Source organism: Adlercreutzia sp. ZJ176 (genome assembly GCF_011038975.1).
Classification (GTDB): Bacteria; Actinomycetota; Coriobacteriia; order Coriobacteriales; family Eggerthellaceae; genus CAAEEV01.
Window position 1 is genome coordinate 58,690 of record NZ_JAAKEC010000001.1, and the last position, 25,164, is coordinate 83,853.

Consider the following 25,164-nt stretch of genomic DNA (forward strand, 5'->3'; position numbering starts at 1 on the left):
GTCTACTCCTTGTCTTCGGTATCTTCGGTCTTGCTCTTCTCCGCGCTCTCGGAGAGGGCCCTCCTCAGCGCGTCCTTCACCACCTTGCCCGAGGCGTTGCGCACGATCTTTTTCAGGAAGAGCACGTGGCGGGGCTTCTTGTAGCCGCCGAGGCAGTGCTCGCAGCGCGCGGCTATCTCGTCGGCAGTCACCGCGGGCGCGCCCTCGGCGGCCACCACGAAGGCGGCGAGCGCCTCGCCCCAGACGGGGTCGGGGACCCCTATGACGGCCACGTCGGCGATGCGCTCGCCCAAGCCCCTGATGCAGCGTTCCACCTCGAGCGGGTACACGTTCTCTCCCCCGGTTATCACCAGGTTGTTCTTCCGGTCGACCAACGTGAGGCATCCCGCCGTGTCGAAGAACCCGATGTCGCCCGTGAAGTACCAGCCCTCCCTCATCACCCGCACGGTCGACGGCGCGTCGCGGTAGTAGCCGTTCATGAGCGTGGGCGTCTTCACCGCCACCTCGCCGAGCACGCCCGGCTGGCACTCGCGCCCCTGTTTGTCGATGACGGTGACCTCCATGCCCGGCAGGGCGCGCCCCACCGTGGAGCGCAGCGCCGCGCTGTCGTGGTCGCACGGCTCGAGCAGCGTGACGGCCGAGGCCGTCTCCGTCATGCCGTAGCCCTGGATGAGGCCGCAGCCCAAGACGCGCCGGCACCGCACGAGCAGCTCCTCGTCGATGGGCTCGCCCCCGTAGAGGACGTAGCGGAGCGAGTCCATCCGCTCGCCCGTCTTCTCGAGGCGGGCGACGAGCAGGCGCAGGACGTAGGGGACCACGCCCATGCGCGTCACGCCGTGCTCGTTCACCAACCGCACGATGTCCTCGGGGCGGCTCGAGTCGTCGATGACCACCTCCGCCCCCGCGAAAAACGCCGCGAACGTCGAGACCGAGGTGATGTGGAACAGGGGCAGGACGCTCAGAACCACGTCGTCGCCGGTGAACCACATGGCCCGGACGTCGATCTCCGCGCGGGCGACGAGCGCCTGGTGGGAGAGCATGACACCGTGGGGGTCCCCCGAAGTCCCGCTCGTGTAGATCATGAGCACCGGGTCCGACGCCGCCCTCTCGACGTGCCGGTCGAAGGGCTCCGCGGCCGCGACGAGCTCCTCGTAGGCGGACAGCCCGAACGCGTCCCCGCTGTCGAGCAGGATGACGGCGAGGGGGCGGCCCACCCCGCCGATGGCCGGCGCGAGCCTCTCCCACACCGCCGACGAGCACACGAGCACGGTGGAGCTTGACTTCCCCAGCAGGCGGACGAGCGCCGCGGGCGACAGGCGTATGTTGTACTGCTCGCACACCGCGCCGATCTGCGCGCAGGCGAAGGTGAGCTCCACGCACGCCAGCGCGTTCGCCGTCACGAGCGACACGTGGTGCCCACGGCGCACGTGCAGCGCGCGCAGGACTCCCGCGAGGCGATCGACCCTTCCCTTCACCTGCGCATACGTGAGCGCCCTGCCCTTGCAGCGCAACGCGACCTTGCGCGGGCTGCGCTGCGCGGCATCGGCCAGTATGTCAGACAGATACGTCAAAGCCCACCAACGTAGTCGGTCTTGCGCAGCACGCGCGCCTCGTAGAGCCCTGCGATCTCGTCGGCATCGTAGCCCACCTCCGCGAGGATGTCGTCGTTGTCCATGCCCTGCGAGGGGCAGCCGCGCCAGATCTGCGCGGGGTTGTTCTTGAAGCGCGGAACTGACGTTACGCCCTTCACGTGCCTGCCGTCAACCGTGTCCCACTCAACCCAGGTGCCGCGCGCGAGGTAATGCGGGTGGTTCTCCATCATCTCATAGCTCATGACCACCGAGCAGGGGATGTTGATGCCCGCCATGGCCTCGGCGAACTCGGCCGCGGTGCGCTCGGCGCAGTACGCCTCGATGGCGGCGTCGAACACGGGGGCGCCCGGCGTGTCGATGCCCACCGACGGGATGCCCTCGGGGAACAGCTCGCTGCCGTACTCGAGGCCGAAGAACTCGAGCGCGCGCCTTATGGTGGACTGCCCCGCCGTGAACAGGTACACGCCCTCGCCGTCCTTGCACGCGTAGTAGCCGGAGCCGGCGGAGATGCTGTCGCGCGGGGCGCCGGCGCCGCGCTCCTCCTGGACGCGCTTCTCGAACCACTTGCCGAACAGACCCGCCTGGCAGCGCACCGCAGCCTCGTACTGGGCTAAGTCGAAGCTCTCCCCCTTGCCCGTGCGCTGCGCGCCGACGTACGCGGCGAGCGCCGACCCGTAGGCGAACAGCCCGGCGTAGTAGTCGGTCACGAACTTCTGGATCATGTAGGGCGGGCCGTCCTTGTAGCCGTTCAGGTACATGAGGCCGGAGAAGGCGTTCACCGTGAAGTCGTATCCGGGCAGGCTCACGTACGCGGGGTCGCCCGTGAGGCCGTAGCCCGACAGGTGCCCGATGACCAGCCGGGGGTTGTGCTCCCACAGAAGCTCGTCCGAGTAGCCCCACTTCTCCCACTGGCCGCCGCGCGACGCCTCGATGAAGATGTCAGCCGTCTCGATGACGCGCAGAAACGCCTCGCGGCCTGCGGGGGACACCACGTCGAGCATGAGGTTGCGCATGTTGCGGTGCTCGTTCTGCACGCCCCACCCGTCCTGCGTCCAGCGGTACGGGTCGATGCCCTTGGGCGGCTCGAGCCAGATGACGTCGGCGCCGTTCTCCGCGAACAGCTCGCCCGCGAACGGGCCCGCCGTGGAGACCGCCGCGACCACCACCTTCAGGCCCGCGAGGTTGCCGAAGACCGGCATGTCGTCATATCGTGCCATGGCATCCGCCTTTCTACGCGACGTACGTGTCGAAGAACTCGATGGCGCTGTTCGCGGCGAGCTCGGTGCCCACGCCCGAGCCGCCCGCCTCGGCGCCGACGACGAACAGGCCCGCAAGCGGCGTCTTGGTGTTCGGCCGGTCGACGCCCGCCTGCCCCGCCTGCTGGGCGATGCCGATGCCCGCGCCGTCCTCGCCCATGATGCGCGCCGCGTCGGAGGGGAACACCTTCTCGACGAAGAGGGCGTGCTCGCGGAGCCCGGGGAAGCTCTGCTCGGCGAGGTCGATCAGCGCCTCCAGGATGGCGGGGCAGTGCTCCTCCTTGATGCCCGCCGGCACGGCCGTCGTCATCATGACGAGCTGCTTGCCCTCGGGCGCCACCGACGGGTCGAAGCTCGAGGGGACCACGATGAACGAGTTCAGCTCCTCGGGGACCTCGCCTGCCATAAGGCGGTCGTTGTACTCGCGCACGGGGGTGGACGAGAATCCCGAGAGCATCTTGATCTCGGGGCTTATGACGGTGTCGAGCGCGAAGCGCGCGATGATCGACACGAACGATATCTCCAGGCTGCGCACGTCCGCGACATAGCTCTCGTCGAAGTGCTCAGGGCCCACCAGGCCGTCCACCGTCTCCTTGAGGCCCGCGTTCGAGACGATCATGTCGGCGCGATGTTCCTCGCCGCCGACCACCACGCCGACGGCGCGCCCGTCCTCCACGACGATTCTCTCCACGGGCGCGCCGAAGCGGACCTCGGCGCCGTACTGCTCGAGGCCCCGCAGGTACGCGCCCAGGATGGCCACGCAGCCGCCCGAGGGGTAGCCCGAGGCGTGCGCCTCGGCCTCCCACTTGAGGCAGCGCGCGAACTCGCCCGCCGACAGGAGGTACTCGGGGATGCAGCAGTAGATGAAGCCGATCTGGCTCACGCACGCGTGGACGAAGGGGTCGGTGGTGTAGGCGTTCAGAAACTCCTCGAGCGTCTGGCCGTCATAGGCGCTCGTGTCCTCGTCGCTCATGCCCTTCACGTCGGTGACCATCTTGATGACGGCCTCGAAGTCCGCGTCAGGCACGCGCCCCTTGAGGTCCTGGGGGAACTTGAACTTCTCGCCGCCCGTCGACTGGATGGGGCGAACCTTGGTGAACTCGATGCCGTGGTCCACCTCGCAGCGGTCGAGCACCCCGATGAGCGGGCCCTTCGGCCCGCGCGAGATCAGGTGGACGCCGAAGTCGACCGTGAAGCCGTCGCGCTGCGACGACCCGATGCGCCCGCCCGGCTGCAGGCGCTTCTCGAACAGCGCGACGCGCTTCCCGCTGTGGGCGAGCAGCAGCGCCGACGCCAGCCCTCCCACTCCCGCGCCGATGACGATCGCGTCATAGTGCTTCATGTGATGCTCCGTTCTGCCGCCCTGGGGCGACGTCGCTCGGGAACCTCCGCCTTGCGCGCCGCTACCGCTTCGCGGGGAGCGCGTAGTAGTTGAACTTCATGAGGGCGACCTGCTCGTCGTCGGCGTCGAGCACGGGGACGTCGAGGAAGTAGTCGCCGCGCCCGCGCTCGCGCGCCAGCGCGATCTTGTCCTGCGCCTCCTGCTCGGTGAGCGCGAGGTCGACGTGGAGGTCCTTCACGCCGGGCTTCACGTACGCGCACTCGACGCTCTTCAGGATGGGCACGAACTCGTCGGTGCCGTACGTGGCCATGAACAGCGTGCCGCCCGCGATCTCGGCCAGGACGAACTCGCTTCCCGCGTACGCGATGCCCACGTGGTTGCGGTGCAGCTGCCCCAAGGGGAGCACGATGCGCACGTGCCGCTCCTCCACGACCTCGGCCCTCAGCTCGGCCCTGTTCACGAACGGCGTCGGGCCCATCGACACGTTGTCAGCCAGCTCCTGGAAAAAACCTGCGTCCATGATCTTCCCTTCCGCGCTTCGCATGCACCTGCGAAGGCTACCTCTCGAGCTCCGCGACAAGGCGCGGCACCACGTCGTACAGATCGCCCACGATGCCGAAGTCGGCCTGCTTGAACACGGGCGCGCCCTTGTCCTTGTTTATGGCCACGACGACCTTCGCGCCCGTCGCGCCCACCATGTGCTGCACCTGCCCTGACACGCCCACGGCGATGAACAGGTTCGGGGTGAGCATCGCCCCCGACACGCCGATGTAGCGCTCGCGGGCCATCCACTTCGAGCCCTCGGCGACGGGGCGCGTGCAGCCCACCTCGGCGTCCACGGCGCGCGCGAGCCCGTACGCGAGCGCGAGGTCCTCCTCAGCCGCGAAGCCGCGCCCCACGCTCACGATGTTGCGCGCGGCGCTCAGGTTCACCGCGTCGACCTCGCGCGCACGGCGCTCGACGAGCGTGATCCCCGACGAGCCCGGCTGCACCGCGAAGGTCTCGACCGCGCACGGCGCGTCGGCGCCCGCGGCGCCCGACGCGTCGGCGCGCTCGGCGGCCTTGCTCGCCAGCAGGGCGGCGCACGGCACCGCCACGACGAAGGCGCCCACGGCGCGCTCGACCGTCACCGCGCCGCCGCCGTAGACCATGCGCTCGGCGCGCAGCGCCCCCTCCTCGTCAACGTCGAGGCTCGTCGCGTCGCTTATCACGCAGGCCCTCATGCGCGCCGCCACGCACGCGCCCACAAGACGCATGCGCTTGGTCGGCGCCACGATGAGCGCGTCCGGCGTGCGCTCGGCCGCGAGCTGCGCGAGCACCGGGGCGCCGTCCTCTATGAGGACGCCTCCCTCCAGGTGGATGACCGCACCCGCGCCGCTCGTGCTCACCGCGTCCAGGCCCTGCTCATCCCCCATCCACACCGCGCTCACGCGCGCTCCCAGATCGCGCGCAACCGCGACCAGGGCCGCGTAGTCAGAGGCGTCCTCAGCCGCAACCCAGACGTTCTCGCATCGCGTCATATCGCATCACCCCTACTTCGCAGCCTTGATGTCGGCGGCGAGGCTGCGCACGGCCTCGTCGACATCGCCTTCGTATATGACCTGCTTGCGCGCGACGCTCTGCGGGGCGAGCATCGAAGCCACCTCGACGCACGGCGCGCACGCCGCCCCCAGCTCGTCGACGGTCCACGTGGTGGACGGCTTCTTCCCGGCAGCCAGGATGTCCTTCAGCTGCGGGATGCGCGGGAGGTTGGCGTCGGAGGTGACCGAGATGACGGCGGGCGCGGCGAGCTCAAGGACCTCCACCTCGCCCTCGAGGCTGCGCTCGACCACCACGGCGCCCCCGTCGACGCGCACGGCGCTCACCGCGTTGACGACCGTCACGTCAAGCAGCGCGCCCACGAGCGCGCCGGTCTGCTGCCCGTACGCGTCGGCGGAACCCTCGCCGAAGAACGCGAGGTCGAACCCTATCCTCTGCAGCGCCGCCGCGAGCACCGCGGCCGTCTGGAGCGCGTCGGCGCGCGCCATGCCCTCGTCGACCACGCAGAACTGCTCCGTCGCGCCGCGCGACAGGGCCGCCTTCCTCAGCTTGCTGTCGGACAGGCGCGCGTCGCCGGCGCTCAGGAGCACCGCGCGTCCCTGCGTGTCGGAGGCGACGCGCACGGCCTCCTCGATGGCGTTGAGGTCGTATTCGCCCAGCACGTAGCTCGCCTTGTCGAAGCGCAGCGTGCGGTCGTCGTTGGCCACGATGTCCTGCGCGTCCGCCACCACCTTGTAGCATGCGACTGTGTTCATGTCAGCCTCCCGCCTAGCGCGCTTCCTTGACGAGCGCGCGGCCCGCGGTGTGCACCATGATCTCGTCGGTGCCCGCCATGATGCGGTAGACGCGCTGGTCGCGCCACAGGCGGGCGATGCGGCAGTCGTTGGTGTAGCCGATGCCGCCCATGATCTGGAGGGCCTCGTCGATCACCTCGAACGCGGCCCTGCTCGTGTAGCGCTTGACCAGCGAGGAGTCGACCATGATGGACTCGCCGTGGTCCTTCTTCCACGCGGCCTTGTACAGCATGTTCTGCATGTTCTCGATCTTGATCCTCATGTCGACGATCTTCTCCTGCACCAGCTGGAACGAGCCGATGGTCTTGCCGAACTGCATGCGCTGGGCCGCGTACCGCGCCGCCTCGTCGTAGGCGCAGCGCGCCATGCCCACGTTGGCGGCGCACAGGGTGAGGCGCTCCACCTCGAAGTTCTTCATGAGCTGGTAGAAGCCCTTGCACTCCTCGCCCACCAGGTCAGTCTCCTCGCACTCGACGTCGTCGAGGTACACCTCGTAGGTGCCGCACATGTGGTTGCCGATCTTGTCGAGCTTCTCGATGGTCACGCCGGGCGCGTCCATGGGGAACAGGTACATGCTGAAGTCCTTGTAGGGGTTCTCGTTGACGCCGCTGCGGCACACGCAGAGCATGAAGGGAGCGCGGTCGGCGCTCGTGTTGAAGGTCTTGTGCCCGTTGATGTACACCTTGCCGTCGCGCTTCGTGGCCGTGGTGGACATGGCGGCGCTGTCGGAGCCCGCCTGGGGCTCGGTGAACCCCAGCGTGAAGGGCTTGCGGCCCTCGAGCGCGTGGGCGAGGACCTTCTCGCGCTGCTCGGCGTTGCCGAACGTCAGGATGTCGTCAACCTCGGTGGAGTAGTTGATCCAGCACAGCGACGGGTAGCCCTGGGCGTGCGCCTCCTCGGCGACCATGACCTGCGTGAGGATGTCGACCGGCGTGCCGCCGAACTCCTCGGGGATGCCGAGCGTGGAGAAGCCCGCCTCGACGAGGGCCTCGACGGCCTTGTCGGGGAACTGGTGCGTCTCGTCGCACTCCTTGAAGTAGTCTTCGAAGTTGCCGCGCTCGAACACCGTGCGCAGGCTCTCGAGCAAGAGCTCTTGCTCTTCCGTCTTCCTGAAGTCCATGAAAAGCCCTTTCCGTGAAGACCGCCGCAGCTCGACGCGTTCAGCCCCTCGGCCCTCAGCGAGCGGTCGTGCGTAACGCCCGGAGCCGTATCTCGGGCATGACCTGTTTGCTATTATAGAAACGGGGCCTGGCATAGGGAAAATGCGTATGTTGCAGCTGGGAGCCCGTCAGATGTTCGCTGCGTATACGCAGATTGCAGCGGCAGTATTCACCTTATGAATAGTTTTGGCAGGAGCAAACGGCTAGAGTAGGAAAGCGGAGAGAGGAGCGCTCGTGGACATCGAGATCTACCGAGAGTTTATGGCGTTGGCGGCTCACAAGAGCTTCGTCTCGGCGGCGCGCGACCTGAACATGTCCCAGCCCTCGCTCAGCCGCCACATGACCTCCCTCTCGAACAACCTCGGCTGCAAGCTCTTCTACGAGACGCGCCCCTTGAGCCTCACCGCCGCGGGCGAGGTGGTGCTCCGCTACGCCAGCAAGATCGTCGGCGACGAGGAGAACATGATCGCCGACCTGCGCTCGCTGCCGTCGTCGGGCGGCAGCCGCATCCGCATCATCGACATGCTGCACACCAACGTGCTCTACGTGGGCCTGAACGAGGTGATCGCGCAGACGAAGGAGGCCTACCCCGACCTGCGCGTCGACTACCCCAACATGGACGCGAGCGGGTTTGACGCGCAGCAGATGGTCCAGCAGGACAAGGTGGACGTCGCCTTCGAGACCATCCTCTCCGACGACCCGCTCGCCACGCCCTGCGTGCCGGACGACCTGCGCGCCATCTGGATCCCCGAGTTCCACGGCGAGCTCGTGATGGGCATCTCGCAGAGCTCCCCCCTCGCGACGCGCCCGAGCCTCAAGCTCGAGGACCTCGCGTCGTCGCGCTTCATCCTGCAGGCCAACCGCTACAGCGAGCGCTTCCGCAAGGACTTCGTGGCGATGTGCGCCGAGGTAGGCTTCTACCCTAACATCTCCCTGGTCCCGGTGGAGAACCCGCTCATGTTCTACGGCACCGAGCCGGCCGACGGCATCCACCTGCTCTCGCGCGTCAACAAGAAGTACAAGCCGCTCATCGCCAACTTGCTCAAGCAGTACGTGGTCATCAGGCCGCTGTGCGACAAGAAGCGCTACGTGGACTCGTTCGCCCTCGTCAAGCGCGACACCGACAAGCCCGCGCTCGCCCATCTGGCCGACCTCCTCGAGCAGCACGCCGAGGCGCTGCACGACGAGGTGCTCGCAAGCGACTGACCGAGCCCGCCCGCCCCTCATCACACCCCCCGACTATTCGGATTCTGCATAGCAGGTACACGCTTTTCCGCAGATTCCCCCTTGACATACGTATTTGTCGCATACTCGCCCAGGCCCGTAGAATGGCGCCGTGAAGAGGGCAATTCGCAGGGGGATCAGTCGAGGTTGCCATCTTGGAAAAGGCTTTCGAAGAAGGGGGAAGTATGGAAAGCACTAACGTATCGCTCGTCAAGAGACTCATCGGCATAGGCATCGCCCTGGCCTGCGTCTCAATCGCCTGCCTCATGCCTGGGACCGAGGCCCTCGGGCATGAGGGCATCGTCACGCTCGGTCTTCTGCTGGCCCTCGTGGCCCTTTGGGTGACCTCCGCCATTCCGCTGGGTGCCACCGCTCTGCTCATCGCCGTGCTCATGTTCGTGCTCGGCGCCGTCGACCACTTGGGGAAGGCCGTGTCGGGCTTCGCGAGCCCCGCGCTCTTCTTCATCATCGCCGTGTTCGCGCTGCCCGTCATCATGCTGAAGACCAAGTGGGGCATCCGCCTCATCAACACGCTCCTGAAGTGGACCGGCTCGAACTCCCGCAAGCTGGTCTTGGGCTTCATGATCGCCACCACGCTGGTGTCCACCGTCATGTCCGACGTCCCCACCACCGTGCTGTTCCTGGGCTTCGCGCTCACCATCCTGAAGGCGGCGAACGCCAAGCCCGGCAAGTCGAACCTCGGCAAGTGCCTCATGATCGGCATCCCGATCGCAGCCGTCACGGGCGGCGTCGCCACGCCGGCCGGCAGCTCCTTCAACGTCGTGGCCATGAACATCCTCCAGCAGGTGACGGGGACCTCCATCACGTTCCTCGACTGGCTGATCGTGGGCCTGCCCATCGCCATCATCATGACGCCCATCACCTGGTTCTTCATCACCCAGCTCATCAAGCCTGAGCCCATCGACGACTCCTGCCTCCAGGACATCCGCGACGAGGCCGCCGAGGCCAAGACCGTGTCTCCCTACGAGATCAAGGCGCTCACCATCATCCTCATGCTGGTCGTCCTCTGGATCGTGGGCAACTGGGTGCCCGTGTTCAACGCCACCGTCGTCGCCGTCCTCGGCCTGGTCGTCATGTTTCTCCCGGGCATGAACCTGCTGACGTGGAAAGAGTTCCAGAGCGCCGTGCCGTGGGGCATCGTGCTCATGTGCGGCACCATCATGTCCATCGGCGACGTGGTGACCGCCACCGGCGGCGCCAAGTTCCTGGCTGACGCCTTCATGGCAAGCGGCGTGCTGAGCCTCGGCTTCCTCGCCGTCATGGCCATCCTGCTGGCCTTCGCCTACATCCTGCACACCGTCTGCCCCGTGGGCGTCGCCATCCTCGGCATCTTCCTGCCCATCTTCATCCAGATCTGCGCAGGCTTCGGCGTCTCGGCCGCCGTGCCCACCATCTCGCTCGCCATCGTGGTCGCCGGCAACTACCTCATGCCCGTCAACCCGACCGTCATGCTGACCTACGGCGAGGGCTACTACTCCTTCGGCGACATGTTCAAGACCGGCCTCGTCCCGGCCATCGCGCTGATCGCCGTCATGACGCTGTGGGTGCCCTTCATCGTGGGGATCCTCGGCGTCTAGCAAGGCACGCAGAAAGCACCTTCGGGCTGGAGGGGGCCGGCCCGAAGGGAGTGAGAGAGGGCCGCGGCGGAAGGCGATTCCGCCGCGGCCCTCTTCTTTTTTGGAGCGCTAACGTAGCAGCGGCTCAGCTGGCGCACGCAAGGGCGGCTGGCAGCAGCCGTCGCCGACCTCACGCGAAGGGCAGCGCGTCGGCGCCGTCCCGCGACAGGAAGTCGGCCTTCGAGAACCTGCGCGTGGCGCCCTTCACGAAGTCGGCGAACGCCACCACGAGCTCCGTCTCCTTCGACTTCTTCCACACCGGCCCCGCGACCAGCTCAAGCCCGTCGTCCTCGATGCGCGCGAACGCGAGGTTGTTCCCGCCGTACACGCTCAGGTGATCGGGCGTGATCGCCACGTGGTTCGAGGCGACGAGCGTCGCCATGAGCGCCGCGGCGTCGGATATCGCGTCGTTCACGCGCACGTCGACGCCCGCCTTCCGCAGCTTCACGCTCAGCTGGGCGAGCGTGGTGTGGGCGCTGCTGAAGCGCGGCATCACCACCACCTCGCCCCGCAGGTCGTCTATGGTCACGCTCGCGCGCTGCGCGAGCCGGTGCGTCTTCGGCGCGGCGAGCTTGTAGCTGTCGGCGTAGAGGCGCCGGCACGCGTACTTCCCGCCCAGCACCCCCTCCGAGAACAGCGTGAAGGCGACGTCGATGTTGTTGTCGGCGAGCTCGCGTGTCAGCTGGCCGATCTCGAGCGTGCGGAAGCTGAAGCTCACGTCGGGGCGCACGTCGCGAAACATCCTGCACGCCACGGGGAGGAACGACCCGTACGAGCCCAGGAGGAAGCCGACGCGCATGACCGAGGAGGCGCTGTCGCAGTAAAGCCCGATGCGGCTTATGGCCGTCTCGTAGTCGGCGATGATCTTGCCGGCGTCCTCGCAGAACAGCGCGCCCACCTCCGTCAGGCGCACCGAGTGGCTGTCGCGCACGAACAGGCGCACGCCGAGCTCCTTCTCCAAGTTGGAGATGTGGCTGCTCAGAACCGACTGCGCCATGTACAGGCTGCGCGCCGTCTCGGTGAAGCTCAGGTTGGATGCGAGCAGGAGGAACTCGTAGAGCGTGTCGATGCGCATGGCGGCCTCCTCGAAAGGGTGTCTCCCGTCATTATAGCCTCCGCACGAGGCGAAAAAGAAGGGCGCCCGCGCGGCCGAAAGCCCCGCGAGCGCCCTTCTGCGGCACGTGGCGTTCCCGCTAGGAGAACATCACGACCTTCTGCTTCTTCATGAGCTCCGTGAACTCCTCCTGCGCGCCGATGTACAGGCACCCCGCCTGGCAGTGCTGCACGCAGGTGGGCAGCTTGCCGGCGCCCTGGCGATCGGCGCAGCGGTCGCAGCGGTCCGTGGGGATCGGCAGAAACTCGTACTGCCAGCGCGTCTCGAACAGCTGGTCAGGGCCGATCTGGGTGAGCTTGATGCCGAACTTGTCGGGGCCAAGCCCGTGCTCCTGCTGGCAGGCGATCTCGCAAGAATGGCAGCCCGAGCAGAACTCGTAGTCGACGACGATCACTTGTCTCATGGTACCCTCCCCTTCTATTCCTCTACCTTGCTGATGGCGCACAGCTGGGACTTGTACGAGGCGCCGAGGCCCACCTTGCCCGGGCGCATGGGAACCAGCTGGTTGATGTTGGACTCCATGACGCCGAAGAGCGTCCCGTCCTCGGGGTCGCGCTCGGGGAACCACCACGCGTGGTCGGCCGAGACCGTGTCCTTGCGGATGCGCACCGTGAGCTTCGCCTTCTGCTTGCACGAGCCGAAGTTGTTCTCGACCTTCACCCAGTCGCCCTCGGCGATGCCGTGCTGTGCGGCCGTCTCGGGGTGGATGAGGATGGTGGGGTCGGGGTGGATGCTGCGCATGGAGGCCGACTGGCGGTGCTCCGAGTGGAAGAAGCCCCAGATGCGCGCGCCCGTGGTGAGCACGAGCGGGTACTTCTCGGCCAAATCAGGGCGCGAGACGGGGCTCTCAGGCGGCTCCTCGTACGTCGCGAGCGGTGAGAGGCCGAAGTGCAGCATCTCGGGACAGTAGAAGTTGTAGCGCCCCGTCGACGTGGCGAAGCCCACCTCGCCCTTGCGGCGCAGCAGGCCCTTCTCGTACTTGCGGTACTCGAACTCGGGGTAGGCCCAGGTGCGGTCGCGCAGCGACTCGTAGGTGAAGCCCGTGTTGCGCAGCAGGTAGTCGTAGAACCCCTGCTCGTCGTCCCACTGCTTATACTCGTCGGTGGTGAAGCGGCTCCCCACCTCGTAGATGATGCGCTGGTCGGACCGGCACTCGCCGAGAGGCTCCACCGCCTGCGCGATCGCGCCGAGGGCGTAGGGCTGGTGGCCCGTGATGCCCAGGCGCTCCGCGAAGCACGCGGCCGGCAGCAGCACGTCGGCGCACGCGAGCGCCGTCGGCGTGAGGAACAAGTCGACCACCACGTTGAAGTCGGTGCCCTGGAGCGCGGGCAGGATGCGCTGGGGCTGCGCGCCCATGCAGGCGATGGCGTTGTTCTGCATCATGAACATCGCCTTGATGGGATAGGGCTCGCCGGTCTCGAGGGCCTCGAGCAGCATGTCGGGGCTGATGGCGTCCATGGCCTTCAGCGCCGGGTACTTGCCGTTCATCGTCTTGTCCGCGGCGGCGACGGGGGCCGAGCATTCGCGCCACACCTTCTCGTTGGGCATCCACGTCACGCTCATGTCGAACGTCGGGCGCGCGGCCACCATGGTGCCGGGCTTCTCGAAGTTGCCCGTGAGCGCCATGAGGTCGAAGCACGCCATGCCCGTGATGAAGCCCTCGGAGGTGTGGTCCATGGCCACGCCCCACTGCAGGCACGCCGACTTCGCGCTGCCGATGCAGCGGGCCGCCTTGACCACAAGCTCCTCGGGCACGCCGCAGGTCTCAGCCGCGAACGCGGCCGTGTAGGGCCTCACGTGCTCCTTGAACTCGTTGAAGCCGTAGCACCACAGATCGACGAACTCCTTGTCCTCGAGGCCCTCCTCGATGATGACGTTGCACAGCGCGAGCGCGAGCGCCGCGTCGGTGCCGGGGCGGAGCTGCAGGAACACCTCGGCCTTGCCCGCCACCCAGGTGAGCACGGGGTCCATCACGATGAGCTTGCTACCGCGCTTCATGCTCTCGACCACCCAGTGGCCCAGCGTGCCGTCCGAGTTGGCCACCACCGGGTTGTTGCCCCAGATGAGGATGTACTCGGGCGCCTCCCAGCGCGAGTCGTCGTAGCGGTCGGGGAAGAACTGCGAGTAGTCGCACACGAACAGCCCGCCCGCCTTGAGGGCCGTGCTGAAGATGCGCGGGGCGTAGCACGCCTGGCCCGACAAAAAGCCGGTGCCGTAGTTCGGCGTGCCGAAGTACTGGGCCATGAGCGGGCCGTAGCCGTTGATGTCGCGACCCGTGCCCTGCGTCACCCAGATGGACTCGGGGCCGTACGTCTGCGCGACCTTCTTCATCTCCCGCTCGATGATGTCGTAGGCCTCCTCCCAGCTGATGCGCTCGAAGGTGTTCTTGCCGCGGTCCTCGCGGGCACGCTTCAGAGGATAGCGCAGGCGGTCCTCATGGTAGAGCATCTCCTTGAACGCCAGGCAGCGCGGGCACAGGCGCCCCTGGTTGTACGGGTTCTCCGGGTCGCCCTCGATCTTCTCGAGCACGCCGTCTCTCACGTACATGAGGATGCCGCAGTTGTCGTGGCATCCCGGGCCGGAGCGCGCGTTGGAGCGGATGACGGTGCAGCCGTCCTCCTCCCACGTCCACTTCCTGCCCGCCGGGTCATCCTGAGTCTTGGGATGGGAAGCGCCGGCCCCTGCGGCCTGCTGCGCCTCAAGCTGCACGCGATCTTGCCTCTCGTCCATTGAAACCCCTCTCGCTCTTAGGGCGAACACTGTGACCCGATTATAGAATCCGCAGATCAGAGCGTGCGTTTTGATTATCAGATCGGCTATCGCGCAATCCGATAGCCGATCCGGGGGAGGGGTCGGGCTGGAGGAGACAGGGGCCGAAAGAAGAGGAAGCAAGGGCCGCAAGAAGGGCGCGGCCCCGGGCAGCGCCAAGCTGCCTCGGGGCCGCGCCCAGGCCGTGCCGGTTTCGGGGTCGGGCTAGAACTCCAGGCCCTCGAGGCGCTCGAACACCTCGTCCTTGCGCGTGAGGAAGTCCCACGGGTCGAAGATCTCGTCGAGCTTCTGCGGCGTGAGCGCGGCCGCAGCCTCCTCGTCGGCCTCGAGGCGCTCGCGGTACGTGGGCCCGTCGACCGCGTTCTGGATGTCCTCCCACACCTTCATGGCGTTGCGCTGCACGATGACGTAGGCGTCCTCGCGGCTGATCCCCGTGTCCACCAGTGCGAGCAGCACCTTCGAGCTGAAGATGAGGCCGCGCGTGCGCCACAGGTTCTGCTCCATCTTGGCCGGGTAGGTCTGCAGGCCGTCGAGCATCCACTGCATCTTGCCGAACATGTAGTCGAGCGCCGTGAAGCTGTCGGCCAGGGCCACGCGCTCGGCGCCCGAGTGCGAGATGTCGCGCTCGAACCACAGCGCCACGTTGTCGAGCGCCACCTGCGCGTTCGACTTCACCACGCGCGACAGGCCGCACACGCGCTCGGCCGTGATGGGGTTGCGCTTGTGGGGCATGGCGGACGAGCCCTTCTGGCCCTTCGTGAACGGCTCCTCGGCCTCGATCACGTCGGACTGCTGGAGCAGGCGCACCTGCATGGCGATGGACTCCAGCGTGGAGGCGCACACGGCGAGCGCTGTCATGACCTGCGCGTGGCGGTCGCGCGCGAGCACCTGGGTGGACAGCGGGTCGGGAGCGAGGCCCATCTTCTCGCACACGTAGCGCTCCACGAACGGGTCGATGCTCGAGTACGTGCCCACCGCGCCCGAGATCGCGCCCGTGGCGGCCACCTCGCGCGCCTGCTCCATGCGCACCTGCGCGCGGTGCAGCGCCCACGCCCAGCTGCCGAACTTCATGCCGAAGGTCATGGGCTCGGCGTGGATGCCGTGCGTGCGGCCCACGCAGAGCGTCTCCTTGAACTCGAACGCGCGGCGCTTGCACGTCTCGCCCAGCTGCCTGATGTCGGCCAAGATGATGTCGATGGCTTGCGTGATCTGGTACGACAGCGCCGTGTCGCCCAGATCCGACGAGGTCATGCCGTAGTGCACCCAGCGGCTCGGCGGCTCGGCGCCCGCGGGCACCTCGGCGTCGATGTACTTCGCCATGCACGTGGTGAAGGCGATGACGTCGTGGTTCGTGACCTTCTCGATCTCGTCGATCTCGGCCACCGTGAAGTCGGCGTGCGCGCGGATCCACGCGGCCTCCTCCTTCGTGATGCCCGAAACCCCCAGCTCGGCCTGCGCCTCGCAGGCCAGGACCTCGATCTCCTTCCAGATGGCGAACTTGTTCTCAAGCTCCCAGATGCGGCCCATCTCCGGGCGCGTGTAACGATTGATCATGCCGAGCCTTCCTCTCGATTCCTGCAGGTTAGAGCATAGCAGATCGCAGCGCGCTCGCGCTGCCGAGAACGCAGGTGGCATCGCGCGCGGCCCGGCCTCCGCAGGGCAGGCCGCAGCGCGCTCGCGCTGCTTGCGGGTGAGGGCGGCGTGCGCGGCTTGCGGGCGACGCGGAGGGCTAAAGCCCCCTGAACACGTCGCGCACCTCGTCGATGACGTCGTTGTTGGCGACCACGATCACCTTGTCGCCCGGGTAGGCCGTGATGTTGTCGCTGGCCACCACCACGTCGTCCTTGGTGGTCACGGCCACGATGAGCGCGTTGTCGGGCAGCGGGATGTCGTCGATCTCGATGCCGTCGTCGTTGGAGTGGTGCCGCATGCGCGGGACCACCAGCTCGGCGAGCCCCACGTCGCCGTGCGTCAGCGACGACACGATCGACACCGAGCCTAGAAGCGCCTCCTCCTCGATGAGGTTCGCGATCAGCGTGGTCGACGACACGCACTCGATGCCCACCTCGCGGAAGATGCGCAGGTTCTTCGGGCTGTTCACGCGCGCGATCACGCGCGGCACGTGGAACACGCGCTGGGCGATCTCGCACGCCACCAGGTTGTTGTCGTCCTGGCCGGTGGTGGCCACGAACACGTCGGCGCGGCGGATGCCAGCGTCCTCCTGGAAGCGCGAGTCGCACCCGTCGCCGTGGATGACCAGGTAGTCGCCCTCGAGCATGACTGACAGCTCGTCGGCCGCCTGCAGGCTCTCCTCGATGACAGCCACCTCGTTGCCGCTTGCCAGCAGAACCGAGGCCAGGTACGACCCCACCTTGCCGCCGCCGGCGATGACGATGAACATCGGCTCCCCCTAACCTTGGATGTAGCGGCTGAAGGCGGGGATCAGGTCGTGGCGCACGCAGGCGAGCACGGTGTCTCCGTTGTAGAGCACCGAGTCGCTCGTGGGGATGGACGAGGCCGAGCCGTCGCCGCGCTCGAAGGCCACGATGCGCACCTCGTGGTCGCGCTCGAGCTCGGACACGCGGATGGTCTTCTTGTTCTCGCGGCTCGACAGGTCGAGCGAGAACTGCAGGACCTCGCACTCGCCGAACGAGTCCACGTGCGCGCCGTGGCCCGCCACCACCTTCGAGAACACGTCCTCGGCCACGAGCGACGTGCCGCACACGTAGTCGATGCCGAGCTGCATGTAGGCGCGCTCGTGGTCGGGGTTGTACAGGCGCGCGATCACGTGGGGGACGCCGAACAGGCGGTTGGCCACCTCGGCGCACATGAGGTTCGCGTTGTCATACTGCGTGACGGCCGCGAGCACGTCGCACTCCTCCACGCCCGCGCGCATGAGCACGTCCTCGTCGAAGCCGACGCCCTGCACGGTGGAGCCGTTGAAGTTGCGGCCGAGGTTCGCGAAGGCGTCGGCGTTGCGGTCGATGCAGCACACGTTGCTGCCGTTGTCGGAAAGCATGTTTGCCAGCTGGGAGCCCACGCGGCCGCAGCCAACCACGATGACGTTGCTCATGGGTTAGATCTTAGCCATCTCGTTGACGGTCTTGGCGTACCAGTCCATGTACGTGGGCGGGCAGTACTTCTTGGCGTTCGCCACGCTGATGCTGTAGCCGTAGCCGCTCGCCAGCCCCGCGACGTGCGCGTTGATGGCCTCCTCCCAGCTCGACCAGCTCTCGGCCATCCAGCCCCACGCGTTGTAGGCGCGGAAGCAGTGGCGGCCCTTGGTGCTCTCGGTGTTCGAGATGGCCGGCGACCAGCGCGGGTCGACGCCGTTCTCCCAGGCGGCCTCGGCGAACACGCTGCCGTAGCCCGCCAGCGGCGAGCCGGCCAGGTATGCGTCGATGCGGACGGTCCACTCGGCCACGAAGGCGGCCTTGCCGCAGGTGAAGTCGACGTCGGGCAGGACGGGCGCCTCGATGGCAGCGGCGGCGGCCTTCGCGGCGGCGGCGATGGCGATGTGGCGCCGCTCCTCGGCGCGGGCGGCCTCCTCGGCGGCGATGCGCGCGGCCTCCTCCTCGGCGGCGATCTCCTGGAAGCCCTTCGACACGTCGCGCTTGGCCGCGCTCTTCAAGACGAGGTCCTCGGACACGTCGCCGTATGCGGCGGAACCCGAAGTGAACGTGGTAGAAGAAACGCCGCCCGGCGCAGATGCGGGAGCGGCGGAGGCAGTGGCAGCGTTTGCGGAGGTGGAAGGCGTGATGGAAGCGGCGGCGGAGAGCCCGAACTCGGCGACCTCGGTGCGGGAGGAGCTCCCCGCCGAGGCGATGCCGAAGGTCACGCAGCTGACGGCGATCACCGAGGCGCAGGCGACGGCCGCGATGCGCGCAGCGAGCCCCCTGTTCGTTGCGGTATGTCGTCTTGTCGCCAAACCCAGCCTTTCCAACGCGCACTCAGACGAGCCGCCTTGGCGGTGACAGCATGTTGAGTTGTAGGTGGATTTGCTGCCGAACGGCTCGATATGCGATTTTTGCTTCGGCTATTTTACCGTAGCAAGCGCCCCGAAGGCAAAAAACCGCCGCCCGCCCTCCATGTTTTGTTCGATTGGCAAACGTCAGATCAGACAAAACCGCAGGTGAGAGCTACTGCGCTCACATTGCGTTCGCTTTTTCCTCCACAACTGCCTCTCCACAAACGCGCTCGACGCGCACCCACGATATGCGCGAGCGGCGCATCTTCTCGATCTTGAACGAGTAGCCCTCCACGTCGATCACGTCGCCAGCCTGGGGAACGGAGTCGAGCACGCCCATGAGCCAGCCCGCGAGCGTCTCGTAGTCGCACGACTTGGCCACCGGCCAGCCCAGCTCGAGCGCCCGCTCCACGGGAAGGCGCCCGTCAGCGCGCCATGCCTGCGGGCCGATCTTCGCCACCAGCTTGTGGCCGCGGTCGCGGTCCGTCTCGTCGTTGATCTCGCCGACGATCTCCTCCACGATGTCCTCGATGGTGATGAGGCCGGCCGTCCCGCCGTACTCGTCCACCACGATGGCTATCTGCTGGCCGGCGTCCTGCATCTCGCCGAGCAGCGGGATGACGTCCTTCGTCTCGGGGACGAACAGGGGGTCGTACATGAACCGGGTGACCGGCTCGTCGATGCGCCCGTCCATCAAGGGCCCGATCAGGTCCTTGAAGTGCACGATGCCCTCGATGCCGTCGATGTCGTCGTGGTACACCGGCAGGCGCGAGAACCCCGTGCCACGCATGCGCTCGAGCGCGGTGCGCCCCGTCTCGACGTCCTCCACCAGGATCATGTCGACGCGCGGCTTCATGATCTCGCGCACGGACGTGTCGCTCAAATCCAGGATGTCGTGGATCATGCGCTTCTCGGCGGCCTCGAGCTCCTCGGCGTCGGCCACCATGTCCTTGATCTCCTCTTCCGACGCCGACTCGCGGCGCACCATGCCGAAGATGCCGAAGATCCCCGACCGCTCCTTCTTCTCTCTGCCTTCTCTGTCAGATGCCTTGTCCATGTTCGTTTCTTCTTCTTGCCTTACCTTGCTTGACTCGCTTGCCCTTCGCTCTCGCATGCGCACCTCATCCGCGCTCGTGCCCACGCCTCATCCACGCCTCGCTCGCGCCCGCACCGGCACCTCATCCGCACGCCCCCTTCGCGCTGGCTCTCACTCCAACACTCACGTCTCACTCTTCCTCCTTCGCGCCAGGCCGCCCTCCTCGCTAGATGACGAACAGGATCACGGAGAGGAACTGCAGGACGCTTCCCGCCAGCACGAACACGTGGAACACCGAGTGCATGTAGGGAACCTTCTTCAAGAGGTAGAATGCCGCGCCCACGGTGTAGCTGACGCCGCCCGCGGCGAGGAGCCAGAAGCCCGGCGCGGGCAGAAGCTCGAACAGCTGCGGGAGGAACGCCACCACGCACCAGCCCATGAGCACGTAGATGACCGCCGAGACCCAGCGCGGGCGGAACGTCCAGAACGCCTCGCACGCGACGCCGGTGAGCGCCGCGGCCCACACGAACGCCGCCAGCCAGATGCCGCCGGCCTCGCCGAGCGTGATGAGGCAGTACGGGGTGTAAGAGCCCGCGATGAGCAGGTAGATGCAGCTGTGGTCGAGCACCTTGAACACACGCTTGGCGCCGTCGTGGGCGATGGCGTGGTACAGCGTCGACATGAGGTACTCAACCAGAAGCGAGATGCCGTAGACGAGCGCCGCGAACAGGTGGATGCCTGCGCCCGAGCCCACCGCCTTCACGATGAGCAGCACGAGCGCCGCGATGGCGAGCGCCGCGCCGATGCCGTGCGTGATGGAGTTCGCGACCTCCTCGCCGAGCGTGTACTCGCGCACGGCGCGCTTCTTGCCGCGCCGGGAGACCGCCGACATGCCGGATGCGCCGGCGGCGGAAGGGGCTCCGGAGGCGACGCACCCGTCGGAGGCGGCGCCTTCGCCCGCGGGGCGGACGATCAGGGGCGCGTCTCCCGAGAGGCCGAACGAGCGGCCCCTGCGGCCCTTCTCCGAGGGTCCGCCTGCCTGTGCGTCATGTGATGAGCGGCTTTTGTCCATAGGCTCACTGTAGCACATTTCCGCGTGGCTTCACCCAGCCAAGCCACGTGTAAGCGTCTTGTTCACGCACGTCGATGAGGCGCATGGTGGTGCCGCCGACGCCCGCGGCGGTGCGCACGCTCAAGGTGGCGGTGCGCGCCCGGCGCTGGAAGGGGTTCGAGCGCGTATAGCCGTACTGGATCTTCTGGCGCGGGAAGCTCATCGTCTCGCGCGAGAAGCCGCCGATGCTCATCTGCATGAAGCGCTCGTTGTAGGCGAAGCTCGACTCGCGGAACCACAGCACGCTGCCCACCGCGTCGAGCACGAGCAGGATGACGGCGAGCACGTAGAACGCGATGGCGCCCGCGTTGAGGTAGCCGAGCACCACCTGGCCGCCCACGAGGTCCATCTCGAAGGCGCTCGCCACGCCCGCCGGGCCCGCGACGACGTTCAGGAGCAGCTGGAGCACCGCCACGCACACCGCCAGCCAGAAGCCCGAGCCCAGCAGCACGCAGCGGCGGATGAGCGCGCGGCGCAGCGCCACGGGAGCCACCGGAACCGCCTCCGTGGGCAGGTCGGCGTACTCGGGGATGATGCCCGCGAGGATCTCGGGCACGCGGGAGACCTTCACGAAGGGGTGGATGACCAGGCCGCGCTCGTTGAGCGCGCTCTTCTGGGAGGAGTCCTCGCCCTCGGCGGCCGCGTCGATCTTGCCGAGCGAGACCTCGCAGTAGCCCAGGAGGCGGCGGATGAAGGTCTGCTTGACCACCACCGACTGCACGCGGTCGATGTCGACGCCTTGGAACACGTGCTGCAAAAGGCCGCGCTCCACCTCGATGCGGCTGTCGCGCCGACGCGCGCGGAAGCCACCGTAGCTGATGCACGAGCCCACGCCCGACAGCAGCCACAGCACGAAGATGCCCACGAGGAAGGCGGCCACGCCCGCGGCCACCGCGCCGCCGATCACGTCGGCGGCGGCTTGGGCAGCGAGGCCCTCGACGAGCGAGCTGCTCGTGCGCGGGAAGAGGCTGAAGAGCACGTCGACGAGCTGGCCCGCGATGCCGAGCACGCCGATGATGATGAGGACGAACGCCGTGTTGTTGGACAAGCCCGTGAGCAAAAGCTCCTTGTTGGTGAGGCCGTACTCGTAGGTGACGCGCCCAGTGTCGAGCTCCGCGCCCGCGAACAGGCCGCCGACGTCCTGCCAGACGGCTGCGCCCGCGTCGAGCACGTTGCCGGAGGCGGGGGCCGCGTGGGCTGGCGCCGGGGCGGGAGTGGGTGCGGGGACGGGGGCTGCGCCGGGGACGGGTGCCGCAGGGGCCGCCGCGGCTGCGGGGGCGACGCCCACGGCCGCGGCGGGGGCGCCCTGCGCGCCCATGAGCACCGCGCGCTTGCGGGAGAACAGCTCGACGCGCAGCCACTCGGCCTGCTGCTTGGTGAGGTAGGGCACCTGAACGGCCTTGTTCGACGCCCCGCCCGCCGTGTCGATGGACACCGTGCACACGCCGAAGAGCCGCTGCAGCAGGCTCGCGCGCTGGTCGACCGACTGGACGCGCTGGTAGGGCACGTGCACGCGCTTCTTGTTGATGACGCCGCTGTGCAGGTTGAACTCGTCAGCCGAGAGCATGAAGTAGAGGTGCTTGTAGGAGACGAGCTGGTAGACCGCGAGCACGCCGACGAGCACGACCACGCCCGCGCCCGTCGCGGCGAGGGCGATCACCCCGGCGAAGGCGTCCTCGGCCAAAGCGCCCTCGCCCGCTCCCGCGACGAGACTGATGATGCTCGAGAGGGAGGCGACCACCATGACGAACAAGATGGTGAGCGCCGCGCGGATGGAGCCGAGCCAGATGTAGCTGTGATGCACGTGGTGCTTCTGCGGCTCGCCGGGCGCAGGCGAAGCGGCCGCAGGCGCCCCCGGCTGGGGCGCACCCGGCTGGGGCGCGACGTGCGCGGGCGAAGCGGCCGCAGGTGCTCCGGCTGCCGCGTGCGCAGGCGCTTCGGGGGCTGCGGGCGCAGGCGCGACGTGCGCGCCCGGGGCGGGTTGCTGCGCCCCCGGCTGGGGCGCGACGCCGCAAGGCTGCTGATGAGGGTTGCGCGACTCCATGCTACACGTCCTCACGTGCGATGCGGGCGAGCTCGGCGGCGCGGTCGCGCAAGAGCTCGGCCTCCTCGTTGCCGAGGCCGGGGATCTCGTGCTCGCCCGCCGCCGTGGCCACCGTCACGCTCGACAGCCCGAACGCGCGCAGGATGGGCCCCTGGCGCGTGTCGGTGTTCTGCACGCGGATGAACGGGATGATGAAGCGCTTGCGCCAGATGATGCCGCGCGCGATGTCGAGGTAGTCGTCGGAGAGCTCGTAGCGCCAGCGCGCGTAACGAATGGGCGGCAGCACCACCAGGAACAGCACGGCGAGCGCCACGAACCCCGCGGCCACCACGGCGAGCACGACGGGCGCCCATCCGGCGTCGGGGTCAACGGCCGCGGCGATGGCGAACGGCACGAAGCACACGAGGAAGCACACGACGATCCACAGCCCGTCGCTGATTCGCCACACCATCTTGATCTTGGGGTTCAGCTGATGAGCTGGCATCTCCCGCATGTTGTCTCCTTCTTCCTCGCTCTTCGCGCATAGTCATGTCTGGGAACCCGCCGCGCATACGCGCCAGCGGGGAAGCGACGAGGACCCCTTCGGGTTCCGTCGGCTCCCATTGTGACATATTCCCTCCCGCCCCGCCGCCTCATCTGGCATTCCCAAGGGAAGTTGAGGAAAAGAACCCGCGCGGAAGCCCCGCGAAGGCCCTGCGCGCGCCGAAGCGGCCTCGGGCAACGGGCGCCGCGGCCTCCTCCCCTTACGGTTTTGCAAGGTTCGCGAGAGCTGATCTTCGCGGAGATTCCTCGCGCGCTACAATGGCAGAGGCGCAAAGGCGCCATGTCGCGCGAGCGCTTGCCGCGCAGGGCAGCAGGCGAACCCCGCCGCCCCGCGCCGCCCGCACCCGCCACCCGTCGCGCGACGCAGCTTGACCAGGAGGATCTCATGCCCAGCCGGATATACATCATCGAGGACGACGCGGCGCTGCGCCGCGAGCTGGCCCACCTGCTGGAGCTCTCGGGGTTCGAGGCGCGCTTCTGCGAGCAGTTCACGCACGTCGCAGCCGACGCGCTCGCAGCCGACCCCGACTGCGTGGTGCTCGACCTGAAGCTCCCCGGCACCGACGGGCACACCGTCTGCCGCGACATCCGCGCGCGCTCGAGCGTGCCCATCATCATGCTCACCTCCTCGAACAGCGAGTTCGACGAGGTCATGGGCATGAACCTCGGCGCCGACGACTACGTGTGCAAGCCCTACAGCCCCGCGGTGCTCATCGCGCGCATCCAGTCGCTTCTGCGCCGCAGCTCGGCGAACACGGCCGGCCTCAAGATCGAGCACAAGGGCGTCACGCTCGACGTGGGCGCGGGCGCGGTGGCGTTCGAGGGCAAGCAGGCCGAGCTCACGCGCAACGAGCTGAAGATCCTGCACATCCTCATGCGCAACCCCGGGCTCGTGATCTCGCGCACCGAGATCATGTGCGACCTCTGGGAGTCCGACGCGTTCATCGACGACAACACGCTCACCGTGAACGTGAACCGCCTGCGCAAGACGCTCAGCCACCTCGGCGTCCCCGACACCTTCCTCGTCACCCGCCGCGGCCAAGGCTACATGGTGTAAGGGCAGGGCGGACTCAGCCCATCAGGTGCTTGCCGCGATTGAGCGCCAGCACCTTCCGGCTGATGGAGTCATAGCGCTCGAACGCCCCGTCCTCCAAGTCGCAGATGTCAGTTCGGAAGGTGTCCACGATCCCCGGCGTCATGCGCTCGAGCTTCCCAATGCCGCCTTCGGTGATGACGAGCAGGTTAACGCGACGATCAGCCGAGCTGCGAACCCGCGCGACGCGGCCGTGCTGCTCGAGCTTCTCCGCCGCCACGGCAACCTCGTTCGAGCGCAGAAGCAGCGTGTTGCAGACATCTGACGGCCGCATGCCGCTGGGGCTCGTGCTCAGCAGGTACAGGATGCGGTACTCGTTGAGGGAGATGTTCGCGCGGCGCATGTGCCGGCTCAGCGCGTTCATCATGACCAAGCTGGCGTCCACGTACGCATTCTCCACGGAGAGCTCGCCACCTTTCTGATAAGCCAGGCGATGCGCGATGGCGGTATTGGCCGAGTCCCTGAACGTGAGCTCGAGCTCATCGGCCGTGTACACCGACCAGAACTCGTGCGCCAAGGCGTGGATCGACGGATCCGCCAGCTCGACCAGATGCCGTCCTTTCTCGCCGAGCTCCACGTGCACCACGCGTCGGTCGCTCTTGCTGTAGCGCCGCTTCACGGCCTTGCGCGACTCCAGGTCGTTGATGCTGAGCGTCACGGTGGACATGGCGAGGTCCAGGTCCTGGGCCAACGAGCTGACGGTGCGGCTGCCTTCGGACATGATGAGACGCAGCAGGATGCGGTACTGGGTCATGGAGATCCCCGCGCGCTCGCGAACGATCGCGCCCGCTGCACGGCTGAGCAGGACGACGGTGGTGATCCAGTCAGTATGGCCCTCATTGGCGAGCATGGCTGCCTCGTCTCAACTAGTTTGGATAATGCCTTATTTTACGAAAATCTACTTGATCAATCTAGGTTCTCTCTTCTCCATATCCCCTTTTCA

Annotated in this window: 22 protein-coding genes; 3 read left to right on the forward strand and 19 right to left on the reverse strand. The window is 67.5% G+C overall.

Features of this window, described 5'->3' with window-relative positions; all coding sequences use genetic code 11:
- Nucleotides 1-2: 2 nt before the first annotated feature.
- From G7Y50_RS00245 to G7Y50_RS00275, 7 genes are all read right to left on the reverse strand, one after another.
- On the reverse strand, nucleotides 3-1,571 hold the full coding sequence (locus tag G7Y50_RS00245; RefSeq protein WP_165047063.1) for a class I adenylate-forming enzyme family protein: 1,569 nt from the start codon (nucleotides 1,569-1,571) through the stop codon (nucleotides 3-5).
- Nucleotides 1,568-2,809, reverse strand: a complete 1,242-nt coding sequence (locus G7Y50_RS00250) for a CoA transferase (RefSeq protein WP_165047066.1) — start codon at nucleotides 2,807-2,809, stop codon at nucleotides 1,568-1,570. Before G7Y50_RS00250 ends, G7Y50_RS00245 begins: the two co-directional genes overlap by 4 nt.
- 13 nt (nucleotides 2,810-2,822) lie before the next feature.
- Nucleotides 2,823-4,190: an NAD(P)/FAD-dependent oxidoreductase gene (locus G7Y50_RS00255; RefSeq protein WP_165047069.1), complete on the reverse strand. Its 1,368-nt coding sequence runs from the start codon at nucleotides 4,188-4,190 to the stop codon at nucleotides 2,823-2,825.
- Nucleotides 4,191-4,251: 61 nt separating this feature from the next.
- The gene (locus tag G7Y50_RS00260; RefSeq protein ID WP_165047071.1) at nucleotides 4,252-4,710 is read right to left on the reverse strand and encodes a DUF4442 domain-containing protein; all 459 of its coding nucleotides are present in this window, start codon (nucleotides 4,708-4,710) and stop codon (nucleotides 4,252-4,254) included.
- A gap of 37 nt (nucleotides 4,711-4,747) precedes the next feature.
- A complete protein-coding gene (locus G7Y50_RS00265; RefSeq protein WP_165047074.1) occupies nucleotides 4,748-5,710 on the reverse strand; it encodes an FAD-binding protein in 963 nt (320 codons plus the stop codon).
- Nucleotides 5,711-5,722: 12 nt separating this feature from the next.
- A complete protein-coding gene (locus G7Y50_RS00270; protein ID WP_165047076.1) occupies nucleotides 5,723-6,484 on the reverse strand; it encodes an electron transfer flavoprotein in 762 nt (253 codons plus the stop codon).
- 13 nt (nucleotides 6,485-6,497) lie between these two features.
- On the reverse strand, nucleotides 6,498-7,643 hold the full coding sequence (locus tag G7Y50_RS00275; RefSeq protein ID WP_165047078.1) for an acyl-CoA dehydrogenase: 1,146 nt from the start codon (nucleotides 7,641-7,643) through the stop codon (nucleotides 6,498-6,500).
- Nucleotides 7,644-7,917: 274 nt separating this feature from the next.
- On the opposite strand from G7Y50_RS00275, the gene G7Y50_RS00280 reads away from it, so the two are divergent.
- Together G7Y50_RS00280 and G7Y50_RS00285 are read left to right on the forward strand one after the other, a co-directional pair.
- Complete coding sequence (locus tag G7Y50_RS00280) at nucleotides 7,918-8,889, forward strand: LysR family transcriptional regulator (protein ID WP_165047081.1); 972 nt, start codon at nucleotides 7,918-7,920, stop codon at nucleotides 8,887-8,889.
- A 203-nt stretch (nucleotides 8,890-9,092) separates the two neighbouring features.
- Complete coding sequence (locus G7Y50_RS00285; protein WP_165047083.1) at nucleotides 9,093-10,505, forward strand: SLC13 family permease; 1,413 nt, start codon at nucleotides 9,093-9,095, stop codon at nucleotides 10,503-10,505.
- Nucleotides 10,506-10,674: 169 nt separating this feature from the next.
- Here the strand turns inward: G7Y50_RS00285 and G7Y50_RS00290 are convergent, their stop codons facing one another.
- The 11 genes from G7Y50_RS00290 to G7Y50_RS00340 form a co-directional block, all read right to left on the reverse strand.
- The gene (locus G7Y50_RS00290) at nucleotides 10,675-11,619 is read right to left on the reverse strand and encodes a LysR family transcriptional regulator (protein WP_165047085.1); all 945 of its coding nucleotides are present in this window, start codon (nucleotides 11,617-11,619) and stop codon (nucleotides 10,675-10,677) included.
- A 118-nt stretch (nucleotides 11,620-11,737) separates the two neighbouring features.
- Nucleotides 11,738-12,061 (reverse strand): 4Fe-4S dicluster domain-containing protein, encoded by a 324-nt coding sequence (locus G7Y50_RS00295; protein WP_165047087.1) that lies wholly within the window; start codon nucleotides 12,059-12,061, stop codon nucleotides 11,738-11,740.
- Nucleotides 12,062-12,075: 14 nt separating this feature from the next.
- Nucleotides 12,076-14,388, reverse strand: coding sequence for a molybdopterin-dependent oxidoreductase (locus G7Y50_RS00300; protein WP_165047090.1), 2,313 nt, complete (start codon nucleotides 14,386-14,388; stop codon nucleotides 12,076-12,078).
- A gap of 243 nt (nucleotides 14,389-14,631) precedes the next feature.
- Entirely contained in the window at nucleotides 14,632-15,981 is a 1,350-nt protein-coding gene (gene purB, locus G7Y50_RS00305) for an adenylosuccinate lyase (RefSeq protein WP_165047093.1), read from the reverse strand.
- A 175-nt stretch (nucleotides 15,982-16,156) separates the two neighbouring features.
- On the reverse strand, nucleotides 16,157-16,828 hold the full coding sequence (locus G7Y50_RS00310; RefSeq protein WP_165047095.1) for a TrkA family potassium uptake protein: 672 nt from the start codon (nucleotides 16,826-16,828) through the stop codon (nucleotides 16,157-16,159).
- Nucleotides 16,829-16,837: 9 nt separating this feature from the next.
- Nucleotides 16,838-17,500, reverse strand: a complete 663-nt coding sequence (locus tag G7Y50_RS00315; protein WP_165047098.1) for a TrkA family potassium uptake protein — start codon at nucleotides 17,498-17,500, stop codon at nucleotides 16,838-16,840.
- A 3-nt stretch (nucleotides 17,501-17,503) separates the two neighbouring features.
- Nucleotides 17,504-18,355 carry a CMP-2-keto-3-deoxyoctulosonic acid synthetase gene (locus G7Y50_RS00320; RefSeq protein ID WP_165047100.1) on the reverse strand — a complete coding sequence of 284 codons (852 nt, stop codon included), beginning with the start codon at nucleotides 18,353-18,355 and terminating at the stop codon, nucleotides 17,504-17,506.
- A gap of 220 nt (nucleotides 18,356-18,575) precedes the next feature.
- Nucleotides 18,576-19,451 carry a hemolysin family protein gene (locus tag G7Y50_RS00325; RefSeq protein ID WP_241156397.1) on the reverse strand — a complete coding sequence of 292 codons (876 nt, stop codon included), beginning with the start codon at nucleotides 19,449-19,451 and terminating at the stop codon, nucleotides 18,576-18,578.
- 205 nt (nucleotides 19,452-19,656) lie between these two features.
- Entirely contained in the window at nucleotides 19,657-20,502 is an 846-nt protein-coding gene (locus tag G7Y50_RS00330) for a hemolysin III family protein (protein WP_370457942.1), read from the reverse strand.
- A gap of 4 nt (nucleotides 20,503-20,506) precedes the next feature.
- On the reverse strand, nucleotides 20,507-22,585 hold the full coding sequence (locus G7Y50_RS00335; RefSeq protein ID WP_165047116.1) for a PH domain-containing protein: 2,079 nt from the start codon (nucleotides 22,583-22,585) through the stop codon (nucleotides 20,507-20,509).
- A 1-nt stretch (nucleotide 22,586) separates the two neighbouring features.
- Nucleotides 22,587-23,078: a PH domain-containing protein gene (locus G7Y50_RS00340; RefSeq protein ID WP_165047119.1), complete on the reverse strand. Its 492-nt coding sequence runs from the start codon at nucleotides 23,076-23,078 to the stop codon at nucleotides 22,587-22,589.
- Nucleotides 23,079-23,513: 435 nt separating this feature from the next.
- Between G7Y50_RS00340 and G7Y50_RS00345 the strand changes: the two genes are divergently transcribed.
- Complete coding sequence (locus G7Y50_RS00345) at nucleotides 23,514-24,185, forward strand: response regulator transcription factor (protein WP_165047121.1); 672 nt, start codon at nucleotides 23,514-23,516, stop codon at nucleotides 24,183-24,185.
- A gap of 13 nt (nucleotides 24,186-24,198) precedes the next feature.
- Here the strand turns inward: G7Y50_RS00345 and G7Y50_RS00350 are convergent, their stop codons facing one another.
- The gene (locus tag G7Y50_RS00350) at nucleotides 24,199-25,071 is read right to left on the reverse strand and encodes a MarR family winged helix-turn-helix transcriptional regulator (protein ID WP_165047124.1); all 873 of its coding nucleotides are present in this window, start codon (nucleotides 25,069-25,071) and stop codon (nucleotides 24,199-24,201) included.
- Between the last annotated feature and the right edge of the window lie 93 nt (nucleotides 25,072-25,164).